This window comes from Acinetobacter sp. LipI_19 (assembly GCF_058242925.1).
Window position 1 is genome coordinate 3302366 of sequence record NZ_JBZAYK010000001.1, and the last position, 26401, is coordinate 3328766.

The following is a 26401-nucleotide window of genomic DNA, read 5'->3' on the forward strand; positions in this document are numbered from 1 at the left end:
TTATTGAAAGTTTCTTCTCCCTTTGAGATAAAGCTAGAATGAGAAAGGATTTCACGTTGATTTATAATTTTAACAATCGCTTGTGAATGATGCCTAAAAACAAACTAAATAGAATTATCATGATAAGATAATACATATTAATACTAAAAAGCTGTCATTTAATTTAAATAAAAAGCATCTACTTAAGACTTAAGATATTTCACATTCAGAATAAAACATATAAACCAATTAATATTAAAGATAAAAAATAACTTCTAACTCTAAATTAATATAGCTAAAAAAATTTTTACAAGAGGCTCAATATATAAATTAATTTTTATTACTTCAGATTATTAAAAAAAGATTAACTATTATCATCCGGCTCCTTATAAAACTTAATTCAAAATCAACATCTATTTGATTTTTATTCAATATTAGCAAAAACAGTAAGTACGGTTTAAAAAAAATCCTAAACTAACAAGATAAAACTAGTATCTTTTTAAAGCGAAGAAACTAATAAACACTACTATAAAAATATTTAAAAAATTTTATTATATTTAATAAAAAGCTGACTTAGGACTTAGAAAATCGATAAATCGACTAATATTGCTGAGAAAAAAACTACTATATTATTTTAAATTTCAAGTAAAATCAGATTATAATCATCTTAAATTTAGTTTTAATGACAGTTTAAATTCGTCACATGATTCAATATTTTTATATTTAAGGTACAGCTTTAACCATACTATAATTAGTTTCTAAACGATCTACCGGTAGCGGCATGCCTAACAAATAACCTTGTAATTGCTGACAACCTAAGCGTTTAAGAATCTGCGCCTGTTGTTCAGTTTCAACACCTTCTGCCGTCACCACCAAACCCAAACGAATCGCCAAATGAATAATACTTTCTAAAATGATTTGTTCTTTTGAACCTTCACACAAATTACGGATAAATTCTCGATCTATTTTTAATTCATCTACTGGTAAATCTTTTAAATACAAGAAACTCGAATGGCCCGTTCCAAAATCATCAATTGCCAGTCGGATACCTAAATTTCTTAATTTCTCAAAGGTTTGAATACTGTCATCAATATGATGCATCGCTGTAGATTCAGTAATCTCAATAATTAAATTACCATTCTTGACATGGTATTTTTGAATCAATTTTTCTAGAGTTTCAATCAAATGCTTATGTTCAAATTGCACGGCTGAAAGATTTACTGCAATCGGACCAAAAGCATATTTTTTATCTTCCCATTCTTGAATTTGCTTACATGCTTTTTCTAAAGCCCAATAACCCATACGAATAATCAGACCCGTTTGCTCAGCACCATCAATAAACATGCTCGGTGCAAGTAAGCCTAGGGTTGGATGCTTCCAACGGATTAAAGCCTCTACGCCACAAATTTGGTAGTCGGCTGTGAATTTAGGTTGATAAAATAGAATAAATTGTTGTTCTTCTACTGCTTTATATAAATCATTGATGAGTTTAGATTGACTTCGACTTTGGTGTTGTTGGTCTAAAGAACTGCTATAAACACTAAAAGTATTACGACCCTGCTCTTTCGATTGCATCATGGCTGAATCAGCATTAATCAATAAATCTTGTAAGTTCTGCCCATGATCTGGAAAAAATACAATTCCAATGCTGGCAGAAATATTGATTTCTTTACCTGAAATTTGAAACCCATCTTGTATTTTTTGTAAGAATAATTCAGCAATTTCTTCAGCTTCATTACGATTAGAATCTTCAAGAATCAGAATGAACTCATCTCCACCAATACGAATAAGTCTTTGTCCGTCCTTGAGCAAAGGATATAAACGCTGTGCGAGTTTAACCAGAAGTTCGTCACCTATATGATGACCAAACGCATCATTGACTGATTTAAAGCGATCTAAGTCAATATAAATAAACGCAATTTTAGTCTGTATTTCTTTATAACCTAAAAATAAAGCATCTGTGTATTCAACTAGAAATAATCGATTTGGAAGTTTAGTCAGATTGTCTTGAAGTGCTAAGTCTTCAAGCTCTTTATTGGCTTGTAATAACTGTAAACTACGTTCTTCTAATCTTCGTTCTAAAATCGCTACACAAAAAGCAGAAACAAGGATCAAACTCGCTACAAAAATAATGGTAAACAATAAAATACCTTGTCCTTCGTGTAGTTGACTTCCAAAATGTTTTTCATGCACCGATGAGATCGTCGCCGCAGCCATACCAATATAATGCATTCCCACAATACTGAGCGCGATCATGATCGATACAGCAATTTTATAGAGCATCTTATGATTAAAAGAATTCTTATATTTAAAGGCGAGCCAGAAAGACAATCCTGAACCACTTATAGCCATGATGACTGAGAGCATCACTAAAATAACATCATAATCAACTTGTTGATTTGGAATATTTAAACCCAGCATGCCGATATAGTGCATCCCAGAAATTCCCAACCCCATCAACAATCCACCCAAAATCAGCCGTACAATAGGCAAAGTTTCTTGAGTTGTCAGCCAAATCGCAAAAGTCGACGCCAATGCAGCAATAATATATGAAATCACTGTGAATGTTAGATCAAAGGAATAACCTTGTGGTAGATCACAAGCCAACATTCCGATAAAATGCATTGCCCAAATTGCAAACCCAAAAACCATGCCACTCAAGCATAATATAATTTTTTGTTGGCGAGGCGAATGTTGCGTAAATATGAGTTGTTCTAATGAAATAGCTACGTAACAGATGATAACTGCAATACATGCAGAGCCTATTACGAGATTACTATCATAACTCATATAACTCATAAAAATTTACTTCCAGTAATGAACCTATTTTTGTTATAAGCAACCTTTATATATACAACCTAAAATTGCGAGAAGGTTCACCTTTTTTAAAGAGCGTTCGTTTTACTTAAAATATCACTATCCTATTGAACGTCAAGTTATTTTTTAAATCGAAATAAAAAAGCATACCCGAGATATGCTTTTTTATTTTACCTAAATAGAATTTTTAGTTATTTACTTGTTAGATGTGCCAAATCTAACAGAACGTTGGCAGCTTCATTCACAAAAGTCTCTTCTTCTGGCAAAGCTGGGCGCTGGTTTACTTTCATTTTTGCTCTCGACTCAGCCAAAGCATCCAAACTTGCTTGGTAGCTTTCCCAATTTGAATATGGTTTTAGTCCTGTTTCAGTACGGCGTTTGTTCTCTGCAGCCAATGTTCTTGCTTCAAGCGCTATTAACTCCGCTTTACGTTTATCAATATCTAGAGAGATTCGTTTCTGATCTTTAGCTTCTTGAGCAATCGCTTTACGCGTCTCTAAATATTGGAACTGAGAATCGCCTGCCGTACGAACTTTTGATTTTTCACCAAGCTGTGCCACATAAGGTTGAATTGAACCTTCACGTTTAAATGGCGCAGTCGGAATCGTATCCCATTTCAGGGCATTTTTCGCTTTACGCTCACCAAACTCTTCATCGTAAATATCAACCAATTTGATATCTGGTATCACACCTTTGTTTTGTGTGCTTCCACCTGTAACACGATAAAATTTACGCTGAGTTAAGGTCGCTTGACCATAAGCAAGACTATCTAATTGAACTTGTGCAGTTCCCTTACCTGTTGTTGTGCTTCCTAAAATAACTGCACGATCGTAATCTTGGAGTGCAGCAGAGTAAATCTCACTGGCAGAAGCTGATGCTAAGTTAACCAAAACAGCCAAAGGTCCTGAATAAGTTTGAGCACCACCGTCGGTGTCTTCAAACACACTCACATTCCCGTTACCGTCACGGATTTGAACCACTGGGCCCTCTTTAATTACCTGCCCAATCATTTTGGCAACTTCTTCTAAAGAACCACCTGGATTATTACGCAAATCAATAATAATGCCTTCAACATTTTGTGCTGCAAGTGACTTCAATGCTTTATTGGTATCTTCTGAAACAGAGCGATATTCAGTACCTGCACGACGTGCACGATAGTTCAAATAGAAAGATGGTATTTCTAAAACACCAAACTTATGCTTTTTACCATCACGTGTAAGTTCCACAGTCCGTGAACGGACACCAGCATCTTCTTCTTGAATCACATCACGAGTAATTGTGACAACTCGCGCTTGACTCATAGAAGCACCAGCAGCTAACAATTTCACTGAAACTTTGGTTCCACGTTTCCCACGTATCAATCCAACAATTTCGGAACTTGGCCAGCCAATCACATCGACCATCTTATTGCCATCTTGTGCAACACCAATAATGCGATCACCCGATTTAACCTGTCCAGTCTTACTTGCCGGCCCACCATCTACAATAGTTTCAATCTTGGTGTAGTCTTCATTACCACGCTCAGGACGAATCGAAACACCAATACCTTCAAGTTGTAAGGTGGTTTGACGATTCAACTCCATGGCATCAACAGGTGGAAAATAATTGCTGTGCGGATCGTAGGTCAAGGTCATTGCATTGAGGATACGTTCCAGTACATCATCACTCTTGGTTCGTCCAATACGCTCTAGTTGGCGGGTATACCGCTTGGTAAGCGTTTGAACCGGTGTAAGATCTTCTGATGCGGCCAAATCCTGACCATTGGCCAATGTTGGATCATCTTTTAATGCTTTTTGTTTGGCTTGATCTTCTTGCTTCGCAATGGTGAGATTGATTAACTGTGACACCAACATCTTACGCCAATAGTTTTGCAACTCAGCTTTGCTTGCAAAAAACGCAGCTTTTTCACGATCGGCATCAATAAACTCATTCGGTTGATTTAAGTTCTGTGTCTTTTTGAGTTCAGCCAATTCAAATTCATAAAATTCTTTTAAACGCGCACGATAATGCGCATGAATCGCAAATGGTCCAGACAAATCACCTGCTTTTAGTTTTGCGCCAAGTGTTGCACCATACTGTTTTTTATATTGTTCAATTTCTGAAGCTAAAAATAATGTGTGCTCTGGATCGAGGCTATCAATATACATGTCTAAAATACGATTTGATGTGGTTGCATCTAAACGCATATTCAAATAATGCTGACGGTCAATCAATGTTGCAAGTTGACGTGTCACTAAAGCTTGATCTTGTGAAGGATGAATCGATTGAGACACGTTTGTAGCATTGGTTTCCGCCATTGCCTGATTGATGGTATGGGTAAAGAATAAACCACCTGTTGCAAGTGCTATAGCGCAAGCGAGAGTTTGAATTTTCATAAATTCTTAATACTTCCTTGGGTTTTCCAATTTCTATATCGTTTTTCAATCTGAACTCAACAGTTTCAATATCTTAAACGACTTTATCTGTTTATGTTGTGTAGTTTTAGCATAATCTGTACTGACTAAGTGTAGCAAATCATTGCAGAAATCGGGTATTGTTTCCCAGTTTAAATAAATACAACCGTGGATTCCTATGATCGGCGCATTGATGCTTGATATTGCAGGCACAGAACTTACTCAAGAAGATATTGAACTATTACAAACTCCGCAAGTCGGTGGCATGATTTTATTTTCAAGAAATATAGAATCACCTGCACAAGTTCGCGCATTAACCGATCATATGCGCCAAATTCGCCCAGACATTCTTATTGCAGTTGATCAAGAAGGGGGGCGAGTACAACGCTTAAAACAAGGGTTTACTCTACTACCAGCTATGGGGCATTTTGGTGAGCTTTACTTAACTCAACCTGAAAAAGCATTAACACTGGTTGAACAATGTGGTTGGCTCATGGCAATTGAAGTGCTTGCTGTCGGGATTGATTTTAGTTTTGCCCCTGTTTTAGATCTCAATGATATAAGTGATGTGATTGGCGATCGCGCCTTTGCAAAAAATGTACAAGATATTGTGCCCCTAGCTAGTGCATTTATGAAAGGGATGCAACGTGCTGGTATGGCAACTACAGGCAAACACTTCCCTGGACATGGTTCAGTTAAAGCAGATTCTCATGTTGCTGCAGCAATTGATCCACGTGAATACCAAGATATTTATAATAATGATATGCAAAGTTTTATTCAGCTACAAACCCAGCTGGATGCACTTATGCCTGCACATGTTATTTATGAAAATGTAGATCCAAATCCTGCGGGCTTTTCACCCTATTGGATTGAAACGATTTTACGTCAAGAACTTCAATTTGATGGTGTGTTATTCTCAGATGATTTAAGTATGCAAGCTGCTTGTGTCGCAGGCGGAGCAGACGCACGTATCCGAGCTGCTCTCGAAGCTGGTTGCGATATGGGCTTGGTGTGTAATAATCGTGAATCAGCATGTATTGCATTGGCTGGAATTAACAATCTACCATTACCAAATCAAGCACGTTTAGAACGTATGCGTGGCAAAATTCCAGATATCACCATTGGTGAAAAATTTGAGCTTGGAAATGAATGGCAAACTGTCAAAAGAGTCATTGAAGAATTTAAAAATTCACTTTAAAAAGAATAGAAACACATCTATATGATGTTGATCTAGAAAAATTAACATCTCTTTCTTTTTATAAAAAGAAAGAGAAAATTTTAAGCTTTTTAACAGTTTAAAAAGCTTAAGATGCATATCTCTAAATAGTGCATTGGGAAGGATAAAAAAGAAGAACTGAGTAAAATTAAATTTTAGTCTTCTTTTTAATTGTTTTCGTAATCATCGAATTAGAAAAAATATAAGTTAAGGATAACTATGTCAGACCAACAACTTTCAAAGCACCGCCATATCTCATTTACAGCCCATTACACAGGCTATATTTGGTATAAAATGGGAATTTCTCATCCATTATTTGCTACATCAAAGGGTAAAACTTTAGCGATGATTGCCCATCCAATAGAAAGTTGGGGAGAAAAATATGTAGGCGGCAGTATGCGTACCACACTCAAACAACGTCATACTATGTTAGATGAGCGCTTAGCTAAACTGATCGAACAGTCTCCTGACTTACAAGTATTAGAAATAGCCGCAGGACTATCACCAAGAGGTTGGTGGTTTAGGCAACATTATCCCACGATTGATTATCGTGAATTAGATTTGCCCGATATGGCAAAAACTAAGCAAGCAGCGCTTAAGCAAATTGATAACGCGAGCCCAGATGTATTGTCTGTAGATTTATTTACAGACGATTTTAAAAAAGCCTTTGACGTATTTGATCCCCAACGACCGCTCGTTGTGATCAGTGAAGGTTTAATTAACTACTTTACCAAAGCACTTTTACAACAATTGATTCAATCGATTTCCCAGTACGGACAAGACTTCAAGAGCTTACATTATCTCACAGACCTCTATCCTGAACCTGTAAAAAACAAACTGGCTAAAGTGATTTGGAATAGTAGCAAGCTATTAAAAATCATGTCTCGAAGTGCTTTTACCTTTCACTTTATCAATCCAGAACAAGTGAGAAATTTTATCTATCAAGCTGGTTTTCAAAAAGTTGAAGTAATCCAGCCTAGTTCCTATTTTAATAAAAATTCAATTAAACACGATGCTGAAGAACATCTAGGTGATTTGGTGTGGATGATTGATGCACAACGATAAAGCAATCATTTGTTGCTATGATCGAGACTTGAACTCCTAACTATAAAAAACCAGTGAAAAAGACTGGTTTTTTAACAGAACAAACCATGACTACCTTAAAGCTACAGCATTTTCTTGTTCAATACACACCGGTACTGTTTGAGTTTGGCGCGCGATAAAGCGTAATAAGCGATCTGCATTTTCAAAGCTACCATGCTTAAATAGAGCCCGAACACCAAATTCAGATGTTTCAAAAATCAAACATTCAATCGCAAACTCACCTTCATCATCACTTAAGTTTAAAGCCAAATCACGGGTATGTTCATTGACAAAAGCTAAATCCTGTTGATGATCAAGGCTTATCAATAGACCAAAATAATTTAAATCAATCACATCTACCTGTATCACTCTATTTGAATGGCGGTGGCTCAACTGGCGATGCGGATCAAGCACTTGAATACGTTGTTCTCCACGGCGCTCGATATGTTGCATTTGTTCCCGTGTGAAATTAACAATGCCATCTAGCCCTTGAATAGAATCACCTTTTAAATAAGTAGTGAATAAGGTCATGGTTTCTTTACGACGCTGTAATTGTGGAACATGATCTGCATTGGCAATCAATGCAAACTGCATGTCTGGACATTGCAAAGCAAAGTTTGCATTTTCATGGGGTAAGGTAAAACTGTCGTATTGACCACATGCCACCAGCGTATTGACTTGAGGGACCGGCACATGGTTTAACCGCAATAAGCGATTACAATTGATTTCATAACGTTCTTGTTCTGTATGAGAAAACTCAGCCATTTGCTTAAAGAACAATCTTTTTGCTGTAGGCGACATTCGGGTTTTGTCTAATTTAGCATGATTGACTAAATACAAAATGACCGCTTGACCAAACTCCCCCATACGTTGTTCTTTCATCAGCATCAATGATTCTTCTAACAGCATCCGCCAGCTTTTACGCGTTTCTTGCATGACGCCCATCAGGATCATTTTCTCGACCAATTCTGGACGTTGATCAACAAAAAATGAAGCAATCACAGAACCTAAAGATATCCCCACCACGGCAACCTTTTCAATCGCGACAATATCAAGCCACTGTCCCAACATACGAGAAAGATCTGGTAACTCTAATGTACCTGCTGATAAGCCAGAATCGATATTGGTGATTTGTTGATTGGCGCCCATTGAGGGCAAATCAATCAGAATGACTGGGCCACTTTCAAAAAACTGCTCGACACAATATTTATATGAGTTAAAGTTTTGGAATGCTCCACCCACAATCACAATAGGGGTATTGTGAATTGTTCGTGGATCTGCGATCGCCATATACTCAATTTTCCAGCCATCAATCCAAGTTGTTCTTGGTTCCTGCTTAAAACTATTTTTGTGGTATATGTCGAAAAAACCAAAGCTTGATAAAGATTGGTGTGATTCTGTGTCCATTTGGATAATGGAATTCATATCCTTCCTCCATCCTTGCTTTATTCTTTTAATATGCAAGATTTTGACCCGCATTATTCTTTCAAATTCGTGATACGTATAAATTCTGTATCACTTCAATGTCCTTATTGTTTCATTCTTACAGATGTGTGATTTATACGCAATCGCTAAATTGACCGTTTATCCAGTTTAAATGGCAAAAGACTTTGCAAAATATTCTGAGTTCTGGCAACACAAAATAAGTTTATTTCAGTGAAATACTTCCTTGGCTTTACTTAGACTGCTACTATCAAAGGGAAATTTTTAATGATCAAATAAACTGCTATGCAAGACTCAATTGAACAGTATATGCAAACTGTAGGGAAGCAAGCACGCCAAGCCGCTAGTGTTTTGGCAGGCGCAACTACACTTGCAAAAAATAATGCCTTATCTGCGATTTATACTGCTTTGGAAAATAGTCAACCGCAAATCTTGGCCGCCAACCAAATTGACATGAGCAAAGGTCGTGACAATCAATTGGATAGTGCTTTACTTGATCGTTTAGAACTCAACCCCACACGCTTTAAAGGAATGTTACAAGGCTTAAAAGATGTCATTGGTCTTGTCGATCCGATTGGTGAAATCACGGATCTTGCTTTCCGCCCAACAGGTATTCAGATTGGTAAAATGCGCGTGCCTTTAGGTGTGGTCGGCATGATTTATGAATCACGCCCAAACGTTACCCTTGAAGCTGCCTCACTTGCGTTAAAATCTGGCAATGCCATCATTTTACGTGGTGGCTCTGAAGCATTGAATTCAAATCAAGCAATTGCTGAAGCCATCCAACATGGTTTAAAAGCAGCGGGCTTACCTGAAACTTGTGTACAAGTGATAAACACCACTGACCGTGCAGCCGTGGGCCAATTAATTACCATGTCTGAATATGTTGATGTGATTGTACCTCGTGGTGGTAAAAGCTTGATTGAACGCATCACCAATGAGGCAACCATCCCAGTGATTAAACACCTCGATGGAAATTGCCATGTTTTTGTTGAAGCTCAAGCTGATCTACATAAAGCACTTCCTATCGCATTAAACTCCAAAACACATCGTTATGGTGTATGTAATGCAATGGAAACTCTCTTGGTTGATGAAAAAATCGCTGAGGAGTTTTTACCACGTATCGCCGAGCTTTATGCAGAAAAAAACGTTGAATTACGTGGTTGTAGAAATGTTCAAAAAATCTTAGGCAACGCTGTAAAACCAGCAAGTGAAGAGGATTGGTATGAAGAATATCTAGGCCCAATCTTAGCAGTGAAAATTGTGACAGGGATTGAGGAAGCCATTCAACATATTAACAAGTATGGTTCACATCATACTGATGCAATCATCACCGAGAACTTTAGCTTAGCGCGTCAATTCTTGACACGCGTAGATTCAAGTTCGGTCATGGTCAATGCTTCGACTCGTTTTGCTGATGGTTTTGAATATGGCTTAGGCGCTGAAATTGGGATTTCTACAGATAAAATTCATGCCCGTGGTCCAGTTGGTCTTGAAGGATTAACCTCTCAAAAATGGATTGTTTTGGGAGATGGTCAGATTCGTCATTAATTCCAAGCATGAATAACTCGACTCAGCATTTATCTTAACAATAAATGCTGAGTTTTTTACTTTTAATACATCGTTAAAATATAACTAAATTCAATTTTTTTTATAAAAAAACAATTAATTAAATTTTAAAACACCAAAACAACATCATTTTTATAGGACAAGATTATTTACAAGAAACTATATAATGCAGATAGATAAAAACGGCAATGAGTGATAATTTTTAACAATCAATTGATAAATATTAATTATTAATCAATATCAGGTCGATAGTCCAAAAGTCTAATCACCTAAAGTCTATCTAGGACAAAAAAACTACACATGGTACAACATGACTGCCGATCTAATTTGCCCTATATAAACAAGCATAATCAGATCAATCAGGATGACTTTTTTAAATTATAATTTCGGGTATTCAAACGTGTCTACATCAGTATTAGTAATTAACTGCGGATCTTCATCAATCAAATATGCGCTTGTTTCTGAACGTCGTGAAGATCGAATCTTTGGTTTAGCAGAAAACCTAGGTTCTGCTGATGCACGTATTAAAGGAATCACGGCGGGTAATCAGCCTCTTGAACTGTCAATTCCTTATGCAGACCATGAAAAAGCTTTAGAAACTATCTTAGGTCGCTTATCACAATATAAGCCTCAAGCCATTGGACACCGTGTCGTTCACGGGGGTACCTTAACCAAAGCGGAATTATTGACACCTGAAATTGTAGAAAAAATTCGTGAAGCAACACCGCTTGCACCGCTGCATAATCCTGCTCATTTAGTCGGTATTGATGCGACAATGCGCCTATTCCCTGAATTACCACAGGTTGCAGTATTTGATACAGCATTCCATCAAACCATGCCTGCACATGCATATCGTTATGCTTTACCAAAGTTTCTTTATACACAACACAATGTTCGTCGTTATGGTTTCCATGGTACCAGTCATGCGTATGTTTCTGAACGTGGTTCTGAACTTGCGGGTAGCTACAAACATGGCGGTTGGTTAACAGCACACTTAGGCAACGGTAGCTCAACTTGCGCAATCTGGAACGGTCAAAGTGTCGATACATCCATGGGACTTACCCCGCTCGAAGGCGTGGTGATGGGCACACGTAGTGGTGATGTTGATCCTAGCATTCATAGCTTCCTTGCTTCAAACTTAGGTTGGGATATCTATAAAATTGATAAAATGCTAAACAGCGAATCAGGTTTACTAGGCCTATCTGATCTTTCAAATGATATGCGTACCTTGATTGATGCCTCAGAACAAGGCAATGAAGATGCAACTTTAGCGATTGAAGTATTCTGTTATCGTTTAGCCAAATCTCTGGCTGCATTAAGCTGTGGCTTACCACGTATCGATGGTTTGTTCTTTACTGGTGGTATTGGCGAAAACTCTGCCTACATTCGTGAAAAAACTGTTGCTTACTTACCTCACTTCGGTTTCAACCTTAGCAAAGAACAGAATGATGGTTTAAAACGTGGAACAGAAGGTCGAATTGATGCAGGAACAGGCCCTCAAATTTGGGTAATTCCAACCGATGAAGAAGGTCGAATCGCTAAAGAAACGGTTCATGTTGTAGAACACGAGGTACAACAGGCTGCAAAAAAGCCTGAATCTGATATTGCGACAGCTTAAGCTGTCGTAAGTCTTGTACGAGCTTTGCGTGTACATGTTGAAATAGCAGCATACTCAAGATCATTATTTATAATGATCTTAATCAGATTTTTGATATAAAGCTATTTTGTAATCGTTTAAGCTGGCATAAATATATAAACCAGTCTTGTAGATGATTGGAGATATTCATCTTCAATTTATCCATGAATTCACACTATTTACTGATTAAAGAATCGTCTATGAAAACAATTTTATTGGTTCCGACTGGGGAAGGCGTTGGCTTAACGTCGGCGTGTTTAGGTTTGGTCTATGCATTGGAATGCCACGGTGTTAAAGCCGGTTTTTTAAAACCATTTTCACAAGAATTAATCACTGAACCAGATCGCACAACTGCGCTTTACCGTCATATTTCAAAATTAGATACAGTTGAACCAATAGCTTATGTAAAAATCACACAACAGCTCAATGATGGTGAAACAGATGAACTCCTTGAAGAAGCGGTCAGCTTACAACGCCAAATTGCAAAGTCCCATGACATTGTGATTGTAGAGGGCTTAGTACCAACTGCTCGTGATGCTTTTGCCAGTGATTTAAATGCCTCTTTAGCGCAAGCTTTAGATGCCAAAGTCATCTTCGTCAGCAATGCCAATATCGAAAAACCAGAACAAACTGCTGAAAAAGTTGAAGCACAAGTACGTAATTTTGGTGGAGCATCATCATCGCGTAATGCGGGCGTATTGTTTATGCGTACTCGTGGTCTACCTGCTGAATCTGCACAAATTCCAGTAACCATTGATCCAAGTTTACGTTTAGTTGCAGATACTGAAAAATTTAAAACTGAAATTCAAAAAACTTATGCACACATTGGTTCAGCAGCATTCCCAATTATTGGCTTAGTTCCATTCAGTGATACCTTAAGTGTGCCACGTATTTCAGACCTAGCTAAACAAATTCAAGCCACATGGATTAATCAGGGCAAAGCTAACACACGTCGTGTGTTGCACAGTAGCTTAATTGCTTCAAATATTGAACATGAGCTACAAAAATTCGTTGCAGGCGAACTGATTATCAGTGCTTCTGATCGTATTGATGTGCTATTGGCGAGCAGTTTAGCCACCAGCAATGGCATTCCACTCGCAGGTTTAGTTTTAACTGAACATCATGAGCCAAATCCATTGGTTTTAGAATTCTGCCAGTCTGCAATTAAAAATGGTCTACCTATTTTACATACACCACTCAGTACCTTTGAAACAGCACAGCAGCTTGCCAATTTAAGCAATGAAATTCCTGTGGATGATACCGAACGCGCAGATCAAGTGACCCGTTTCGTTTCAAGCCATATTGATCCAGCATGGCTGACCCAGATGTTGAACGGTGACTATAAACCTCGTTTATCCCCTTCCGCATTCCGTCATGAATTGGTACAAAAATCAATTGCTGCAAAAAAACGTATTGTACTGCCCGAAGGCGATGAACCTCGTACTATTCAAGCCGCAGCGATCTGTCAATCACGCGGTATTGCGCAATGTGTATTGTTAGCAAAACCTGAAGCGGTACTTGAAGTCGCCAAAGCACGTAATATCGAACTTCCTGTGGATTTAGAGATTATTGATCCAGATCTGATCCGTGAAAACTACGTGACGCAAATGGTTGAATTACGTAAAGGCAAACTCAACGAATTACAAGCACGTGAGCAACTGCAAGATACTGTGGTCCTTGGTACGATGATGCTGGCACTTGATCAAGTCGATGGACTGGTTTCTGGTGCTGTACATACTACCGCCAATACGGTGCGCCCTGCATTCCAGCTGATCAAAACCGCACCAGAGTACTCATTGGTTTCTTCAATCTTCTTTATGCTGTTGCCAGATGAGGTTTATGTATACGGTGATTGTGCAATCAACCCCGATCCAGATGCTGAGCAATTGGCAGAGATTGCAATTCAATCCGCAGACTCAGCAAAAGCATTTGGTATTGACCCACGTATTGCCATGATTTCTTATTCAACAGGAACCTCAGGTGCAGGTGCAGAAGTCGAAAAAGTAGCTAAAGCCACTGAAATTGCCAAACAACGTCGTCCAGATTTATTGATTGATGGCCCTTTGCAATACGATGCTGCATCCGTTGAAAGTGTTGGCCGTTCTAAAGCCCCTGACTCTCAAGTTGCAGGTCGTGCCAATGTCTTTATCTTCCCTGATCTCAATACGGGCAATACGACTTATAAAGCGGTTCAACGCTCTGCCAATGTCGTCAGTGTTGGTCCAATGCTGCAAGGTTTAAATAAACCTGTAAATGATTTGTCTCGTGGAGCATTGGTGGATGATATTGTGTTTACCATTGCATTGACAGCGATTCAGTCAGAACAACAAACTACACATTAATTCTCTACTAATAATAAAAACCACCCAAATCAATTGGGTGGTTTTTATTATCGACTTACTATAAACGCATGCATCATGCTTTCATCTGACCAAACGATTAGATTGCTATCATGGTAATCAGGCAACCTCTTTTCCGATGAGATTAAAGTTTAGAAGAAATAGTTTAAACGGAATAAATAATTTCGAGGAGTCCCTGGCATTGCATTTGAACGCCAATATTCTTTATCCGTTAAATTATTTACAGCAATCGTCGCGCCCCATTTATCGTCTTTATAACCAATTGCAGCATCTACACGAGTCCAATCTGGCATTTTGATGGTATTTTCATCAGAAGTATAATAATCCCCCATATAGGTTGCACCAACCTCGCCATAAATTTTTTCGGTAGGAAGATAACGTACAAATAAATTGCCTGTATGCTTGGACACATTGCGTAAATTATTATCAACTAATTCAGGTCTTACATCATGTTTAGTAATTTTGGCATCTGTATAACCATAGCCACCTCGAACATAAATATTATTCAGTGCCTGACCAATAAAACTAAACTCTAATCCTTTAGATTCATTTTCACCAATAACAACATAAGGCGAGTTATTATCATCTGGATCTTTACGCGCTCGAATATTATGTTTTTTAATATTGAATACAGATAGTTGGGTGTTTAGCTTAGAATCTAGCCAATCACTTTTGATACCCACTTCATATTGATCAAGATATTGTGGCTCATAATTAAATGCGCTTAGGTCATCAGTTGCATTTATAACATTGACGCCCATATTACCACCAAAGGGTGAAAAACTTCGACTATAAGATGCATATAGACTTTGCTCAGGGACGGGTTGCCATACAAAACCTACATTTGGACTAAATGTCTCGTCTTTAACTTCGCGTGATTGTCGATATGAGGTTGAACTCTCTAATTTATTTGTGGTTTTTGATTCATAGTAATCATATCGCCCGCCTAACATCATTTTAAACTGATCATTGAAGCTAATAAGATCTTGAAGGAAAAGCGCATAATTTGTTCCTTCATTATAATTATGCGAGGTAGTAATATGCCCTGTACCACGGTTACTAAAACGATCACCTGTTAATGGATTAACAAACCCATAAATCAATGAGCCATCCTTGTTTTTATTTGATAGTAAGGGTTCTCTCTGCTCATAAGACCAGTCTGTACCGACTAGAATATTATGTTTAATTGTCCCAGTATTAAACTCACCAGTTATATCCCAAGTATTGGTTGTGGTTTTATTGGTTGTCTGTTGCCAATAATAAATTTGATTGATATAACCTTTATAACACCCTTTATTTGTATTCGTTGGCTTCACGTCAGCAGTACACATAGAGCCTAAATAAAAATGATCAAAATTTTGTTCCGACTCACGATGGCTTAAGCCCCAATGAAATTTCCAATTTGGTGCAAATTCATATTTAACATCTGTACGCATTGTTTGAAGAATATCTTCTACATAATCACCAGGTTGAGCAAACCCCATCTTAATTGAAGTTCCTGCAGGCAAATTATCATAAGCAGGCCCACGATCAGGAACTCGATTTATATTGTCGTAAGTAAATTCCGTTGTCCAAAGTAGCTTTTCATCATCACTACGATAAGTCACACTTGGAGAAATCATTTCCTCATTGGCGCCAATTTCTGAACGGAAACTATTGGTATCGGACTTTTCACCAACCAAACGTACAGCCCAGTTATCATTAAGTACTTTATTAATATCAAGCGTTCCGCCAACATTGTCATAAGAACCCACGTATGCCCCAACTGAGCTTCCCGAGTCAAAATTTGCATATTTGGTGACCATATTGATCACACCACCGCCGCCACTACGGCCATATAATACAGATGCAGGACCTTTTAAAATTTCAATTCGTTCAACATTGGCGGTACTGCGACGTATTTGTCCACTTTCACGCACACCATCACGATAGATATCCCCAGAATCCGCACTAAACCCACGCAGCATAATACCATCACCACGCATATCGTAACTGGTTGAAACGCCTGGTGTGCCTTGTAGCATGACACTCAAATCATTTGCACCATATAGCTTATATTTAGAAACATCAATTGTATCAATCGTTTGTGGTATATCTTTTTTATCTAAACCATTTCTCGTAACATTGGCTTGTTTATAGTCCACATATGTTTTTATTGGGTCACCATCATTCATTGCTTCAATTACAATCGTGGGAAGCGTTGCTGTACTTTTTTTCTGTTCTTCACTGCTATCTGTATTTGCAAATGTTAGAGAGGAAACGAAAAGTCCTCCCGTCGACAGCATCATTAAAGTTAAGCTTTTTTTAACAAAAGGCATGATTACACCGAAAACATAATGAGAATAGTTATCATTATAATACAATTTCTCACCAAAATTTACAATAACATGCTAATTTAACTACAAAATAATCATAGGTAAATAAAATAAACGTGAAAAGTACATTAAAGGAGATAGGCTTTTTTTTCTTATTTAGAAATTTAACTAAAAAATAACTTTAATACTCACAATTAAAATAGATGAGTCTCTTAATTTGAGAATCTTAAAATTTTTAGATATTTTTAATTTATTGCTTAATTTATTTTCATCTAGGTATTTTATATTCGCTTGGCTAACCAAACAGTATGTCCTGTACAATTACGGTCTTCTGCAATCATCGCTATCACTGCAAAATTATACTTTTTAAATAGTTCGTGGTACTCAGCCGATGATAAGCTCGCATGATACAGAGCATCACCAAACATCTCTCCAATCGCCTCCCCTTGGGATGGTCCACTGCTAAACATTGAAGTAGCACCAGCTTTTGTATATTGATTAAAAATTTCAAACATATTTCTCTGATCTTGTGGTGTAAGATGAAAAAACTATCCCAAGCAAGTATTGCATCAAACTTGCGATCTAAATTTACTGTTCGCATATCAGCTAAAATCCAAGTGTGCTCAGGAAAATTCTGTTTCGCCATTTCAATCATCACATCAGAACTATCAACACCTGTCACTGTATTCGCTTGCTCAATCAAATAAGCAGTAATGGGCTTTGCTGAACCACAGCCCAAATCCAGAATATGAGAGTGAGCTGGAATTAAAGTTAAAAAGCGATCCAACCACGCTTTTTCATAAAGAAATTCCCCACGTAAATCAGTCCATGCACGGGCATTTTTTTTAAAATTTCAATAATATTTTCCGCAAGATGTGTATAGTTTTCCATATTGTTGTTATTCAGCCCAAGCTTCCGACTTCAAAGAGTATTGAGCTTTTTACCCTGTAAAATCTGAAATTTATTTCAATAAGATTATTCGATTGTCTCCTTTTAAGTTCAATTATTTTAAGGGAGAATTACCCTGTTTTTGTATGAACTTTAGAAGTTTTGGCAATGAATAAGTTTTTGTATTTTTGAATTCTAGATAGTTATCCTAGCGTGGGACGACATGGATGTCGCCGTGGGCGGGGATACAGGACGTACCCCTCACCCATGAGCAAAAACAAAGCACGGCTTTGTTTGCAGCGCAAGGTTTGACATCCCCTACGACAAGTGAGGCATCACCTACGCAAAGATATTTAAACGTTGAATGTAAGGTGTGGCATTGCAAGCTTTTTTATAATCAAACAATTTATTTTTCCATTCAATTGATGTAATTAACAATACTAATTAAGAGAAATATATTTATGTATCTAAGTTTTTTGACAGGTTGAATATATATAAAGTAGAAAAGTTGACTTGATCAACCAAAATATAAGCTGAGTTTCTCAAATAAAATCATAAAACTTTAGGCTGAAATTAGATCTAAGCCACCACAAAACAAGCAATATCACGTATAATTTAGCCCGCTAGCTAACAGCCCGCTCAAGAGATTTTTGATATGACAACTATTATCAAACAAGATGACTTGATCACATCGGTCAAGGACGCGCTTCAGTTCATTTCGTACTATCATCCACAAGACTTTATCCAAGCGATGAGCCGTGCTTATGATCGTGAAGAGAACCAAGCTGCAAAGGATGCAATTGCACAAATCTTAATTAACTCACGTATGTGTGCAGAAGGTCATCGTCCAATCTGTCAAGATACTGGTATTGTTAACGTCTTTGTTGACGTGGGCTTAGATGTTAAATTTGATTTAACCATGAGCTTAGATGATGCGATCAATGAAGGTGTCCGCCAAGGTTACTTAGAAAACTCCAACGTACTCCGCGCTTCAGTTTTAGCAGATCCTGCTTTTGGTCGTAAAAATACCAAAGACAATACACCTGCTGTAATTCACTACAAACTCGTTCCAGGCAATAAAGTCGATATTACTGTTGCAGCGAAAGGTGGTGGTTCAGAGAATAAATCTAAACTGGCAATGCTTAACCCTTCTGACTCGATCGTAGATTGGGTACTTAAAACTGTACCAACGATGGGTGCGGGTTGGTGTCCTCCAGGAATGCTCGGTATTGGTATTGGTGGTACTGCTGAAAAAGCCATGATGCTTGCAAAAGAATCGCTCATGGAAGAAATCAATATGGACGAGTTACTTCGTCGTGGTCCTCAGAACCAAATCGAAGAACTGCGTATTGAAATCTTTGAAAAAGTAAATGCATTGGGTATCGGTGCACAAGGCCTTGGTGGTTTAACCACAGTGCTTGATATCAAGATCAAAGACTACCCTTGTCATGCTGCTGGTAAACCAGTGGGTATGATTCCAAACTGTGCTGCAACACGTCACGCTCATTTCCAGTTAGACGGTTCAGGTATTGCACATATTCAAGCGCCTTTACTTTCTGATTACCCTGAAGTGACTTGGGATACCTCAACATCTAAACGTGTTGACTTAGACAATATCACACAGGATGAAATGAACTCATGGCAACCGGGCGATACTTTATTATTAAACGGTACTATCTATACAGGTCGTGATGCCGCGCATAAACGCATGGTTGATATGTTGAATAAAGGCGAACAGTTACCTGTAGATCTTAAAGGTAAATTCATTTACTACGTAGGACCTGTAGACCCTGTAGGCGATGAAGTGGTAGGCCCTGCTGGCCCAACAACAGCAACTCGTATGGATAAGTTCACACGTCAAGTGCTTGAAGCGACTGGCTTGTTCGGTATGATTGGTAAAGCGGATCGTGGTCCTGCTGCTGTTGAAGCGATCAAAGATAATAAGGCGACTTATTTGATGGCTGTTGGTGGTGCTGCTTATTTAGTATCTAAAGCCATTCGTGAAGCAGAAGTTGTTGCATTTGCTGACTTAGGTATGGAAGCTATTTACAAATTTAAAGTACAAGACATGCCTGTATCTGTTGCAGTTGATGTCAATGGTACTTCTATTCATGCGACTGCACCTAAAATCTGGCAAGCCAAAATTGGTAAAATCCCAGTGGTTGATGCTGTTGCACAATAATCTGATCTAAAGCTTAGATTAAGCTTGAGCATCACTTAAAAAGCACTCTATGATTAGAGTGCTTTTTATTTTGAGTCAGATCATGAACTTTATAAAATATATTTTTTTTCCTGGGTTATTTGTATGCTTGATCTCTATTCAAAGTTTTGCTTCAAACACAGATAGTGACGTCGTTGAGCGACTAGCGCAAGGTATTATTATCAATCAGATATGGCGCCTACAATACAATGAAAGTGCAAAAAGGATTTATCAAAATCAAGCAGAAGATTTAATCAAAAACGGATTAAGTACAATAGAACTCACTGATGAAGAAAAACAAATCATCCCTCAAATTGTAGAAATTTATCAGGCAATACCAGAAAATATTCTCCGAGATCCACAATTTATCGCTCAAACCAAACAAATTCTTTTAGAATCGTTAAGTTCTCAAGAAATTGAAATGCTCTATCAGCGTGATAAAAGGTTGAGCCAAGAGCTGTACACAAAACTTGCCAATATTGACACAGAAATATTCATAGAAAGCAATGCTGCTATTCATAAGGCAGTCAATGACCCTCAATTTATCCAACAATATCGCAATAAAATTGGAGAAATTATTCAGCAACTGCATCATTTAGATGAAAATAAATAAAGGAAAACCTATGAAAATTAAGCAGTTCGTTTTAACTTTAAGTTTATGCTGCATCACAGTGTCAAGTTTTGCATCTCCAGCAACAGATAAAAGTGTCGACAAGTTGATGCAACTTTCCAATATCTCAGAGATTTTCAAACAAAGTACCCGCGATATGCAACCTTACTTTGACGATCAAGCAGAAGCACTTGTCCGCCAAGTGACGGGTGCCCAAACATTGAATATCGATCAACAAAATGCAGCACTACAAATTAGTGCGCTGTATAGTGATCTTCAACAACAGCTGGTAACTGACCCCGAATATCTCAACATGTTTAAATCATTATTTAAAAAGACCTTTACAGAAGAAGAAGTTCAAGCCAATATCGCTTTTTTAAGTACACCGATTGGACAATCTATCAATAAAAAGATGAACACCCTGATGACAGAAGTCATGCAAGAAACCACAACGTTTTCTCAAGAAAAAATGATGAAAGTAGAAAATCAAAAAGCATTGAAGGAAAAAATGGAAACGATTTTAAAGCCAATTCTTCAGGTTGATTAAGCTTTCACTCAATCATTTTATGATGTTAATTATAGCAGGATCCTATAGGTATTTTATGAAATTATTCCAACACTTACTACTTGCAAGCGCATGTATCACCACAAATTTTGCTTTTGCAGCGCCCGCTTCAGATCAACAAGTTCAACAATTATTGAAAGTCATGAATATTGATGAACTGCTGCAAGAAACATTACAACAGATTCGTCCTCAGCTAGATCAACAGGCTTATCAAATCATTCAAATGACGGTCAAAAAAGATCAGCTCAATCCACAAGAACAAATTGTAGCAAATGAACTTGCTGACAAAATGTATGAGCAAAGTAAAAAAACTGTTGCTTGGGATCAAATCAAACCCGTTTATCTTAAGATTTATAAAGACATATACAGTGCTGAAGAAGTTCAAGCTCAAATTGATTTTTATTCAAGTGCTATTGGACAGTCAATTTTGAAAAAAACACCTCAAGTTGCTCAAGAAACCATGAAAGTCATGAACAGCCAACTGATTAAAAGTGTACAAAATGCATCTGAAGATTTTAAAGAAGTAACTAAAAAATTAGATGCTTTAAAAAAGTCTGCAAATACTCAATAAAACAAATAAGAAAAGAGAGCTTCGCTCTCTTTTCTATATCAAGCAGCATCTAGCGATAGATTACCAAGTCATTGGATTCCAAAGTTTAAACTGCTGCCCCAAATGTACGTCATCACTCACTTTGTATGGCTCACCTTTGATTTTTTCTTTAGGTTTGATCAATCGTCCATCCGCAGTCATTTCTGCGACAAAATTAAGACCAGGTGTCTTCAATTGAGTCATTGAAATTTCTTTTAGTCCTTGTCGGGTAGGCATTTGCATTAAAGGCCCTACACGCAATAACCCAGCTTCACCATTTGGCCCACCGCGAAACTTTTCTTCTTCATATTTGACAAAATACTGCCCGCCAGCTTCCACTGAGAAGTAAGCAACTTTGGGTTTCTGGAAATGAAAAACAGTTAATGGACGACTGAGACTTAACTTATAATCCCCCTCAGCCAGTTCAATCCAGTAGTAATGATTACTGATCAAGCTTGGAATTTTCTTACCATTCAGAAAAAAATTGTTTGGAATAATTTCTTGTCTATTCCAACGACTATCAGGTCGATAAAAATACACAATTGCAGCTTGAGGGTTCTGAGGTTTAACCAGCTTAAAATACTGCCCCGGTTTTTGATTGACCCAAGACCCTGTAGAAAATGATGCAACTTTATATTGTTCCAGCTTTTCATGAACCAACGAATCTTCTTTTTTGAAATCGATTGGCTCTAAAGTTGAAACAACTTTTGCTGGTTGCTGTTCAACAGATTGGTGACTTTGACAAGCTGCCAACCCACAACTGATCAAAACGACTAGACCGATGTAACGCATGATTTTCCCTCACCGCGTATTTTTTATTTTCGTTTTTAATAAACCCTATTGTCTACAGCCAGCTTAACATTTCAATGACCATTTAAAAATAAAAAACGTGCAAATAGTCAAGCTACTTGCACGTTTCAGATGAATTGCACTGAGGATGTATCAGAATCCAGCTTTTAAGCTGACTTAGTATCCAACACCTTCAAGTCTACTTTTTCAACTTCAGTATTTTCATGCTTGGGTTGACGTTCAGGCTTAAACTCTGGCTCAGCTTTATCGTTGATAACAGCTTCATTGATAATCACAGTACCAACGTCTGAACGGCTTGGTAAGTCATACATCGTTTCAAGCAATACATTTTCCAAAATAGAACGCAGACCACGCGCACCTGTATTACGTTCTAACGCCTTTTTCGCGATCGCACGTAAAGCAGAATCTTCAAAAAGAAGGTCTACATTTTCCATCTCAAAGAGATATTGATACTGACGCGTTAATGCATTTTTTGGTTCAGTTAAAATCTGCATCAACGCGTCTTGATCAAGTTCTTCAAGTGTCGCAATCACAGGTAAACGACCAATAAACTCAGGAATTAAACCAAATTTCACCAAATCTGCTGCTTCAACTTGACGGAATAATTCAGATACTTTCTTACTATCGTCTTTATTCTTTACATCTGCTGTGAAACCAATGCCACCTTTTTCTTGACGTTGTTGCACAACTTTTTCAAGACCAGAGAATGCACCACCGCAGATAAACAAGATATTTGCAGTATCGACTTGAATAAACTCTTGCTGTGGATGTTTACGTCCACCTTGAGGCGGAATTGACGCAACCGTACCTTCAATCATTTTCAACAATGCTTGTTGCACGCCCTCGCCAGACACATCACGTGTAATCGAAGGGTTTTCAGATTTACGGGTAATCTTGTCAATTTCATCAATGTAGATAATGCCCTTTTGTGCTTTTTCTACATCGTAATCTGCTTTTTGCAAAAGTTTCTGAATAATGTTTTCAACATCTTCACCAACATAACCAGCTTCGGTCAAAGTTGTTGCATCCGCCATTGCAAAAGGTACATCAAGCAAACGTGCAAGTGTTTGTGCTAGCAATGTTTTACCTGAACCTGTCGGTCCAATCAGCAAAATATTACTTTTAGCAATTTCAACTGCATCTTTAGGCTTATGCCCTGTCTGAGATACTTTTAAACGTTTGTAATGGTTATACACTGCAACTGAAAGTGTTTTCTTTGCTGTGTCTTGACCAATTACATACTGGTCCAAAGCCGCACGAATTTCATGTGGTTTTGGCAATGGACGTGTTGCCCAATCGCCTGTTTCCACCTGTTGACTCGTTTGCACTAAGTCTAAGCACACATCCACGCATTCATTACAAATATATGCGTCCTCGCCTGCAATCAGCTTACCGACTTCAGACTGCGTTTTACCGCAAAATGAACAATGCTTTTGTCCTTGAGGAAGATCGGACATTTTCACTCCAAATTCTTAAATCTTATCTATAAATGTTTAGTCTTGAGGTCGTTTACTTAATACCTGATCCACTAAACCATATTCTTTTGCTTGCTGTGCAGTCATAAAATTATCACGATCTGTATCTTTAGCGACAGTTTCGTAATCTTGACCACTATGTTCAGCCATTAAACGATTTAAACGTTCTTTGATGAATAAAATTTCACGTGCATGAATTTCAATATCCGATGCTTGACCACGGAAACCACCCAATGGTTGGTGAATCATCACACGCGCATTTTCCAAGCAATAACGCTTACCTTTTGCACCAGCATTTAATAAGAAAGCCCCCATAGATGCAGCTTGCCCCATACAATAGGTCACTACATCAGGCTTAATAAATTGCATCGTATCGTAAATTGCCATACCCGCAGTCACTGAACCACCAGGTGAATTGATATATAAATGGATATCTTTATCTGGATTTTCAGCTTCTAAAAACAGCATTTGCGCGACAATAAGATTCGCCATGTTGTCTTCAACTTCACCAGTTAAAAAAATCACACGTTCACGTAAAAGACGTGAAAAAATATCGAAAGAACGCTCACCACGTGAAGATTGTTCTACGACTACTGGCACCAAAGCGCTTTCAATTGATGGAACATACATACGTTATTTATTCCTGAATTCTTGTTACTTCACTCATGTTCACAATATGAGGGATAATTGCTGAAAATGCAAAATATTCCCAACTTAATATCAGATATTTTTTGCATAAGTATTGTGAATGGAATGATTAAATCCATGTTTAAGCTCATAAAAAAAGGCGCCAAAGCGCCTTTTTTAGATCAAACAACTTAGCCTTGTTGGCGCGCTTGTTGCTCTTTTAACAAATCTTGATAGCTAACAACTTCATCAGTTACTTTAGCAGCAGCTAAGATATGATCAACAACTTGATCTTCTAACACTACGCCTTCGATTTGAGCACGTTGTTGCTTATCAGTTTTGAAATATTCGATCACTTCAGTTGGATCTTCATAAGAAGAAGCCATATCTTCGATATAAGCATCAACACGTGATTGATCTACTTCAAGTTTAGCATCAGCCAATACTTTGCTTACCAATACACCAAGTTTAACTGCTTTTTCAGCTTGTTCTTTGAACAATTCATCTGGAAGCATGCTGCTGTCAAATGCTTTAGCACCTTGAGCACCAAACTGTTGAGTAAATTGCTGAATCATTTGTTGACGTTGACGGTCAATTTCTTGAGCCAACATAGATTCAGGAACTTCTACGTCATTTGCAGCAACAAGTGCATCAAAAGTTGCACCTTTTACTTGATTACGTAGGCCATTTTTTACTTCACGTTCCATGTTTTTGCGAACGTCAGCTTTTAATTTCTCTACGCCTTCTTCTTCAGTTAAACCGAAGATTTTAAGGAATTCAGCATCAATTTCAGGAAGTTTTTGTTTTTCAACAAGTTTAACTGTGATTTTGAATTGAGCCGCTTTACCTGCTAAGTTTTCAGCTTGGTAATCTTCAGGGAAAGTTACATCAATCACTTTCTCTTCGCCTTTCTTCATACCAACGATACCGTCTTCGAAGCCAGGGATCATACGACCAGAACCTAAAACAAGTTTAAAGTCTTCAGCAGCACCGCCTTCAAACTTCTCACCATCAACAGTACCTTCAAAATCGAAAGTTACTTGCATGTCTTTTTTAGCCATGCCTTTAGTTTCAGTCCATTCAGCACGTTGCTTTTGAAGGTTTTCAAGCATTGCATCAACGTCTTTATCTGTTACTTCAGATGATTTACGTGATACTTCAAGACCTTCAAATTTAGCTTCAACTTCAGGATAAACTTCAACTGTAGCTTGATAAACTAAAGCATCATCTTTGTTTTCAACTTTGTCGATGTTTGGCATACCAACAGCGTTGATTTTTTCTTGTTGAATTGCTTCAAATACTGTGTCACGAATGATGTCGTTTACAACTTCTTGGTAAATACCAGCGCCGTATTCACGACGTACAACGTTTACTGGCACTTTACCTTGACGGAAGCCGTTGATCTTCACAGTTTTGGCAGTGCGTTTCAAGCGAGCTTCAAACTGCTCGTTAATACGGCTCGTCGGTACAGATACATTTAAACGACGGGCAACGCCCGAAACCGCTTCAGAAGTTACTTGCATGGCTTCCTCGATAGAATTTAATAATTACAGTTTTTCAAAAAGTGCCACATTATATGACAACATTTGAATATATACAAAACACCTGTGTAAATCATTTTATTTCGGTCACGGATTTCCCCATTATGTCGCTTTTTTAAACAAATCCCCTTCTTTGAAGTCAAAAGCCAGAAATCCGCATATTTTGAGAAATTTACCAAATTCAAATGCTTTAGTGACAATAGAATAAATTTATTTACATTTTGAAATATCTGGAAATAAAAATAAATAAATAAAATTCAAAAAGTTAAGTGAAAATTCAATACA

At 37.6% G+C, this 26401-nt stretch carries 17 protein-coding genes and 2 pseudogenes; 9 read left to right on the forward strand and 10 right to left on the reverse strand.

Features of this window, described 5'->3' with window-relative positions:
* Positions 1-702: 702 nt before the first annotated feature.
* Complete coding sequence (locus AC4CVF_RS15890) at positions 703-2778, reverse strand: bifunctional diguanylate cyclase/phosphodiesterase (RefSeq protein ID WP_336954578.1); 2076 nt, start codon at positions 2776-2778, stop codon at positions 703-705.
* A gap of 209 nt (positions 2779-2987) precedes the next feature.
* Positions 2988-5171, reverse strand: coding sequence for a carboxy terminal-processing peptidase (locus AC4CVF_RS15895; protein WP_336954577.1), 2184 nt, complete (start codon positions 5169-5171; stop codon positions 2988-2990).
* Positions 5172-5367: 196 nt separating this feature from the next.
* Here AC4CVF_RS15895 and nagZ point away from each other — a divergent pair, with 196 nt between their 5' ends.
* Both nagZ and AC4CVF_RS15905 read left to right on the forward strand, forming a co-directional pair.
* Positions 5368-6387, forward strand: a complete 1020-nt coding sequence (nagZ, locus tag AC4CVF_RS15900) for a beta-N-acetylhexosaminidase (protein WP_336954575.1) — start codon at positions 5368-5370, stop codon at positions 6385-6387.
* Positions 6388-6624: 237 nt separating this feature from the next.
* Positions 6625-7470 (forward strand): class I SAM-dependent methyltransferase, encoded by an 846-nt coding sequence (locus AC4CVF_RS15905; RefSeq protein WP_490789701.1) that lies wholly within the window; start codon positions 6625-6627, stop codon positions 7468-7470.
* A 90-nt stretch (positions 7471-7560) separates the two neighbouring features.
* On the opposite strand, the pseudogene AC4CVF_RS15910 reads toward AC4CVF_RS15905, so the two are convergent.
* Both AC4CVF_RS15910 and AC4CVF_RS15915 read right to left on the reverse strand, forming a co-directional pair.
* Positions 7561-7788, reverse strand: a pseudogene (locus tag AC4CVF_RS15910) (alpha/beta fold hydrolase); the annotation flags it as partial.
* A 77-nt stretch (positions 7789-7865) separates the two neighbouring features.
* A pseudogene (locus AC4CVF_RS15915) lies at positions 7866-8913 on the reverse strand (alpha/beta fold hydrolase); the annotation flags it as partial.
* A 303-nt stretch (positions 8914-9216) separates the two neighbouring features.
* On the opposite strand from AC4CVF_RS15915, the gene AC4CVF_RS15920 reads away from it, so the two are divergent.
* The 3 genes from AC4CVF_RS15920 to pta all read left to right on the forward strand — a co-directional run bounded on the left by AC4CVF_RS15920 (position 9217) and on the right by pta (position 14478).
* The gene (locus AC4CVF_RS15920) at positions 9217-10482 is read left to right on the forward strand and encodes a glutamate-5-semialdehyde dehydrogenase (RefSeq protein WP_336954572.1); all 1266 of its coding nucleotides are present in this window, start codon (positions 9217-9219) and stop codon (positions 10480-10482) included.
* 418 nt (positions 10483-10900) lie between these two features.
* Entirely contained in the window at positions 10901-12118 is a 1218-nt protein-coding gene (locus AC4CVF_RS15925; RefSeq protein WP_336954570.1) for an acetate/propionate family kinase, read from the forward strand.
* 218 nt (positions 12119-12336) lie between these two features.
* The gene (pta, locus tag AC4CVF_RS15930; protein ID WP_336954569.1) at positions 12337-14478 is read left to right on the forward strand and encodes a phosphate acetyltransferase; all 2142 of its coding nucleotides are present in this window, start codon (positions 12337-12339) and stop codon (positions 14476-14478) included.
* Positions 14479-14627: 149 nt separating this feature from the next.
* On the opposite strand, the gene AC4CVF_RS15935 is transcribed toward pta, so the two are convergent.
* Both AC4CVF_RS15935 and AC4CVF_RS15940 read right to left on the reverse strand, forming a co-directional pair.
* A complete protein-coding gene (locus AC4CVF_RS15935) occupies positions 14628-16814 on the reverse strand; it encodes a TonB-dependent receptor (RefSeq protein ID WP_419361063.1) in 2187 nt (728 codons plus the stop codon).
* A gap of 343 nt (positions 16815-17157) precedes the next feature.
* The gene (locus tag AC4CVF_RS15940) at positions 17158-17598 is read right to left on the reverse strand and encodes a class I SAM-dependent methyltransferase (RefSeq protein ID WP_490789702.1); all 441 of its coding nucleotides are present in this window, start codon (positions 17596-17598) and stop codon (positions 17158-17160) included.
* Between the two features lie 756 nt (positions 17599-18354).
* On the opposite strand from AC4CVF_RS15940, the gene AC4CVF_RS15945 reads away from it, so the two are divergent.
* The 4 genes from AC4CVF_RS15945 (at position 18355) to AC4CVF_RS15960 (ending at position 21645) form a co-directional block, all read left to right on the forward strand.
* The gene (locus tag AC4CVF_RS15945) at positions 18355-19881 is read left to right on the forward strand and encodes a fumarate hydratase (RefSeq protein ID WP_336954567.1); all 1527 of its coding nucleotides are present in this window, start codon (positions 18355-18357) and stop codon (positions 19879-19881) included.
* 82 nt (positions 19882-19963) lie between these two features.
* Positions 19964-20512: a hypothetical protein gene (locus AC4CVF_RS15950; RefSeq protein ID WP_490789703.1), complete on the forward strand. Its 549-nt coding sequence runs from the start codon at positions 19964-19966 to the stop codon at positions 20510-20512.
* A gap of 10 nt (positions 20513-20522) precedes the next feature.
* On the forward strand, positions 20523-21056 hold the full coding sequence (locus tag AC4CVF_RS15955) for a DUF2059 domain-containing protein (protein ID WP_336954565.1): 534 nt from the start codon (positions 20523-20525) through the stop codon (positions 21054-21056).
* A gap of 55 nt (positions 21057-21111) precedes the next feature.
* Entirely contained in the window at positions 21112-21645 is a 534-nt protein-coding gene (locus AC4CVF_RS15960; protein WP_419328736.1) for a DUF2059 domain-containing protein, read from the forward strand.
* 60 nt (positions 21646-21705) lie between these two features.
* Here the strand turns inward: AC4CVF_RS15960 and AC4CVF_RS15965 are convergent, their stop codons facing one another.
* The 4 genes from AC4CVF_RS15965 to tig all read right to left on the reverse strand — a co-directional run bounded on the left by AC4CVF_RS15965 (position 21706) and on the right by tig (position 26098).
* The gene (locus AC4CVF_RS15965) at positions 21706-22455 is read right to left on the reverse strand and encodes a DUF2846 domain-containing protein (protein WP_336954563.1); all 750 of its coding nucleotides are present in this window, start codon (positions 22453-22455) and stop codon (positions 21706-21708) included.
* Positions 22456-22619: 164 nt separating this feature from the next.
* The gene (gene clpX, locus AC4CVF_RS15970) at positions 22620-23930 is read right to left on the reverse strand and encodes an ATP-dependent Clp protease ATP-binding subunit ClpX (protein ID WP_336954562.1); all 1311 of its coding nucleotides are present in this window, start codon (positions 23928-23930) and stop codon (positions 22620-22622) included.
* Between the two features lie 36 nt (positions 23931-23966).
* Complete coding sequence (gene clpP / locus AC4CVF_RS15975; RefSeq protein WP_004726532.1) at positions 23967-24578, reverse strand: ATP-dependent Clp endopeptidase proteolytic subunit ClpP; 612 nt, start codon at positions 24576-24578, stop codon at positions 23967-23969.
* Positions 24579-24766: 188 nt separating this feature from the next.
* On the reverse strand, positions 24767-26098 hold the full coding sequence (tig, locus tag AC4CVF_RS15980) for a trigger factor (protein WP_004726530.1): 1332 nt from the start codon (positions 26096-26098) through the stop codon (positions 24767-24769).
* Positions 26099-26401 lie beyond the last annotated feature (303 nt).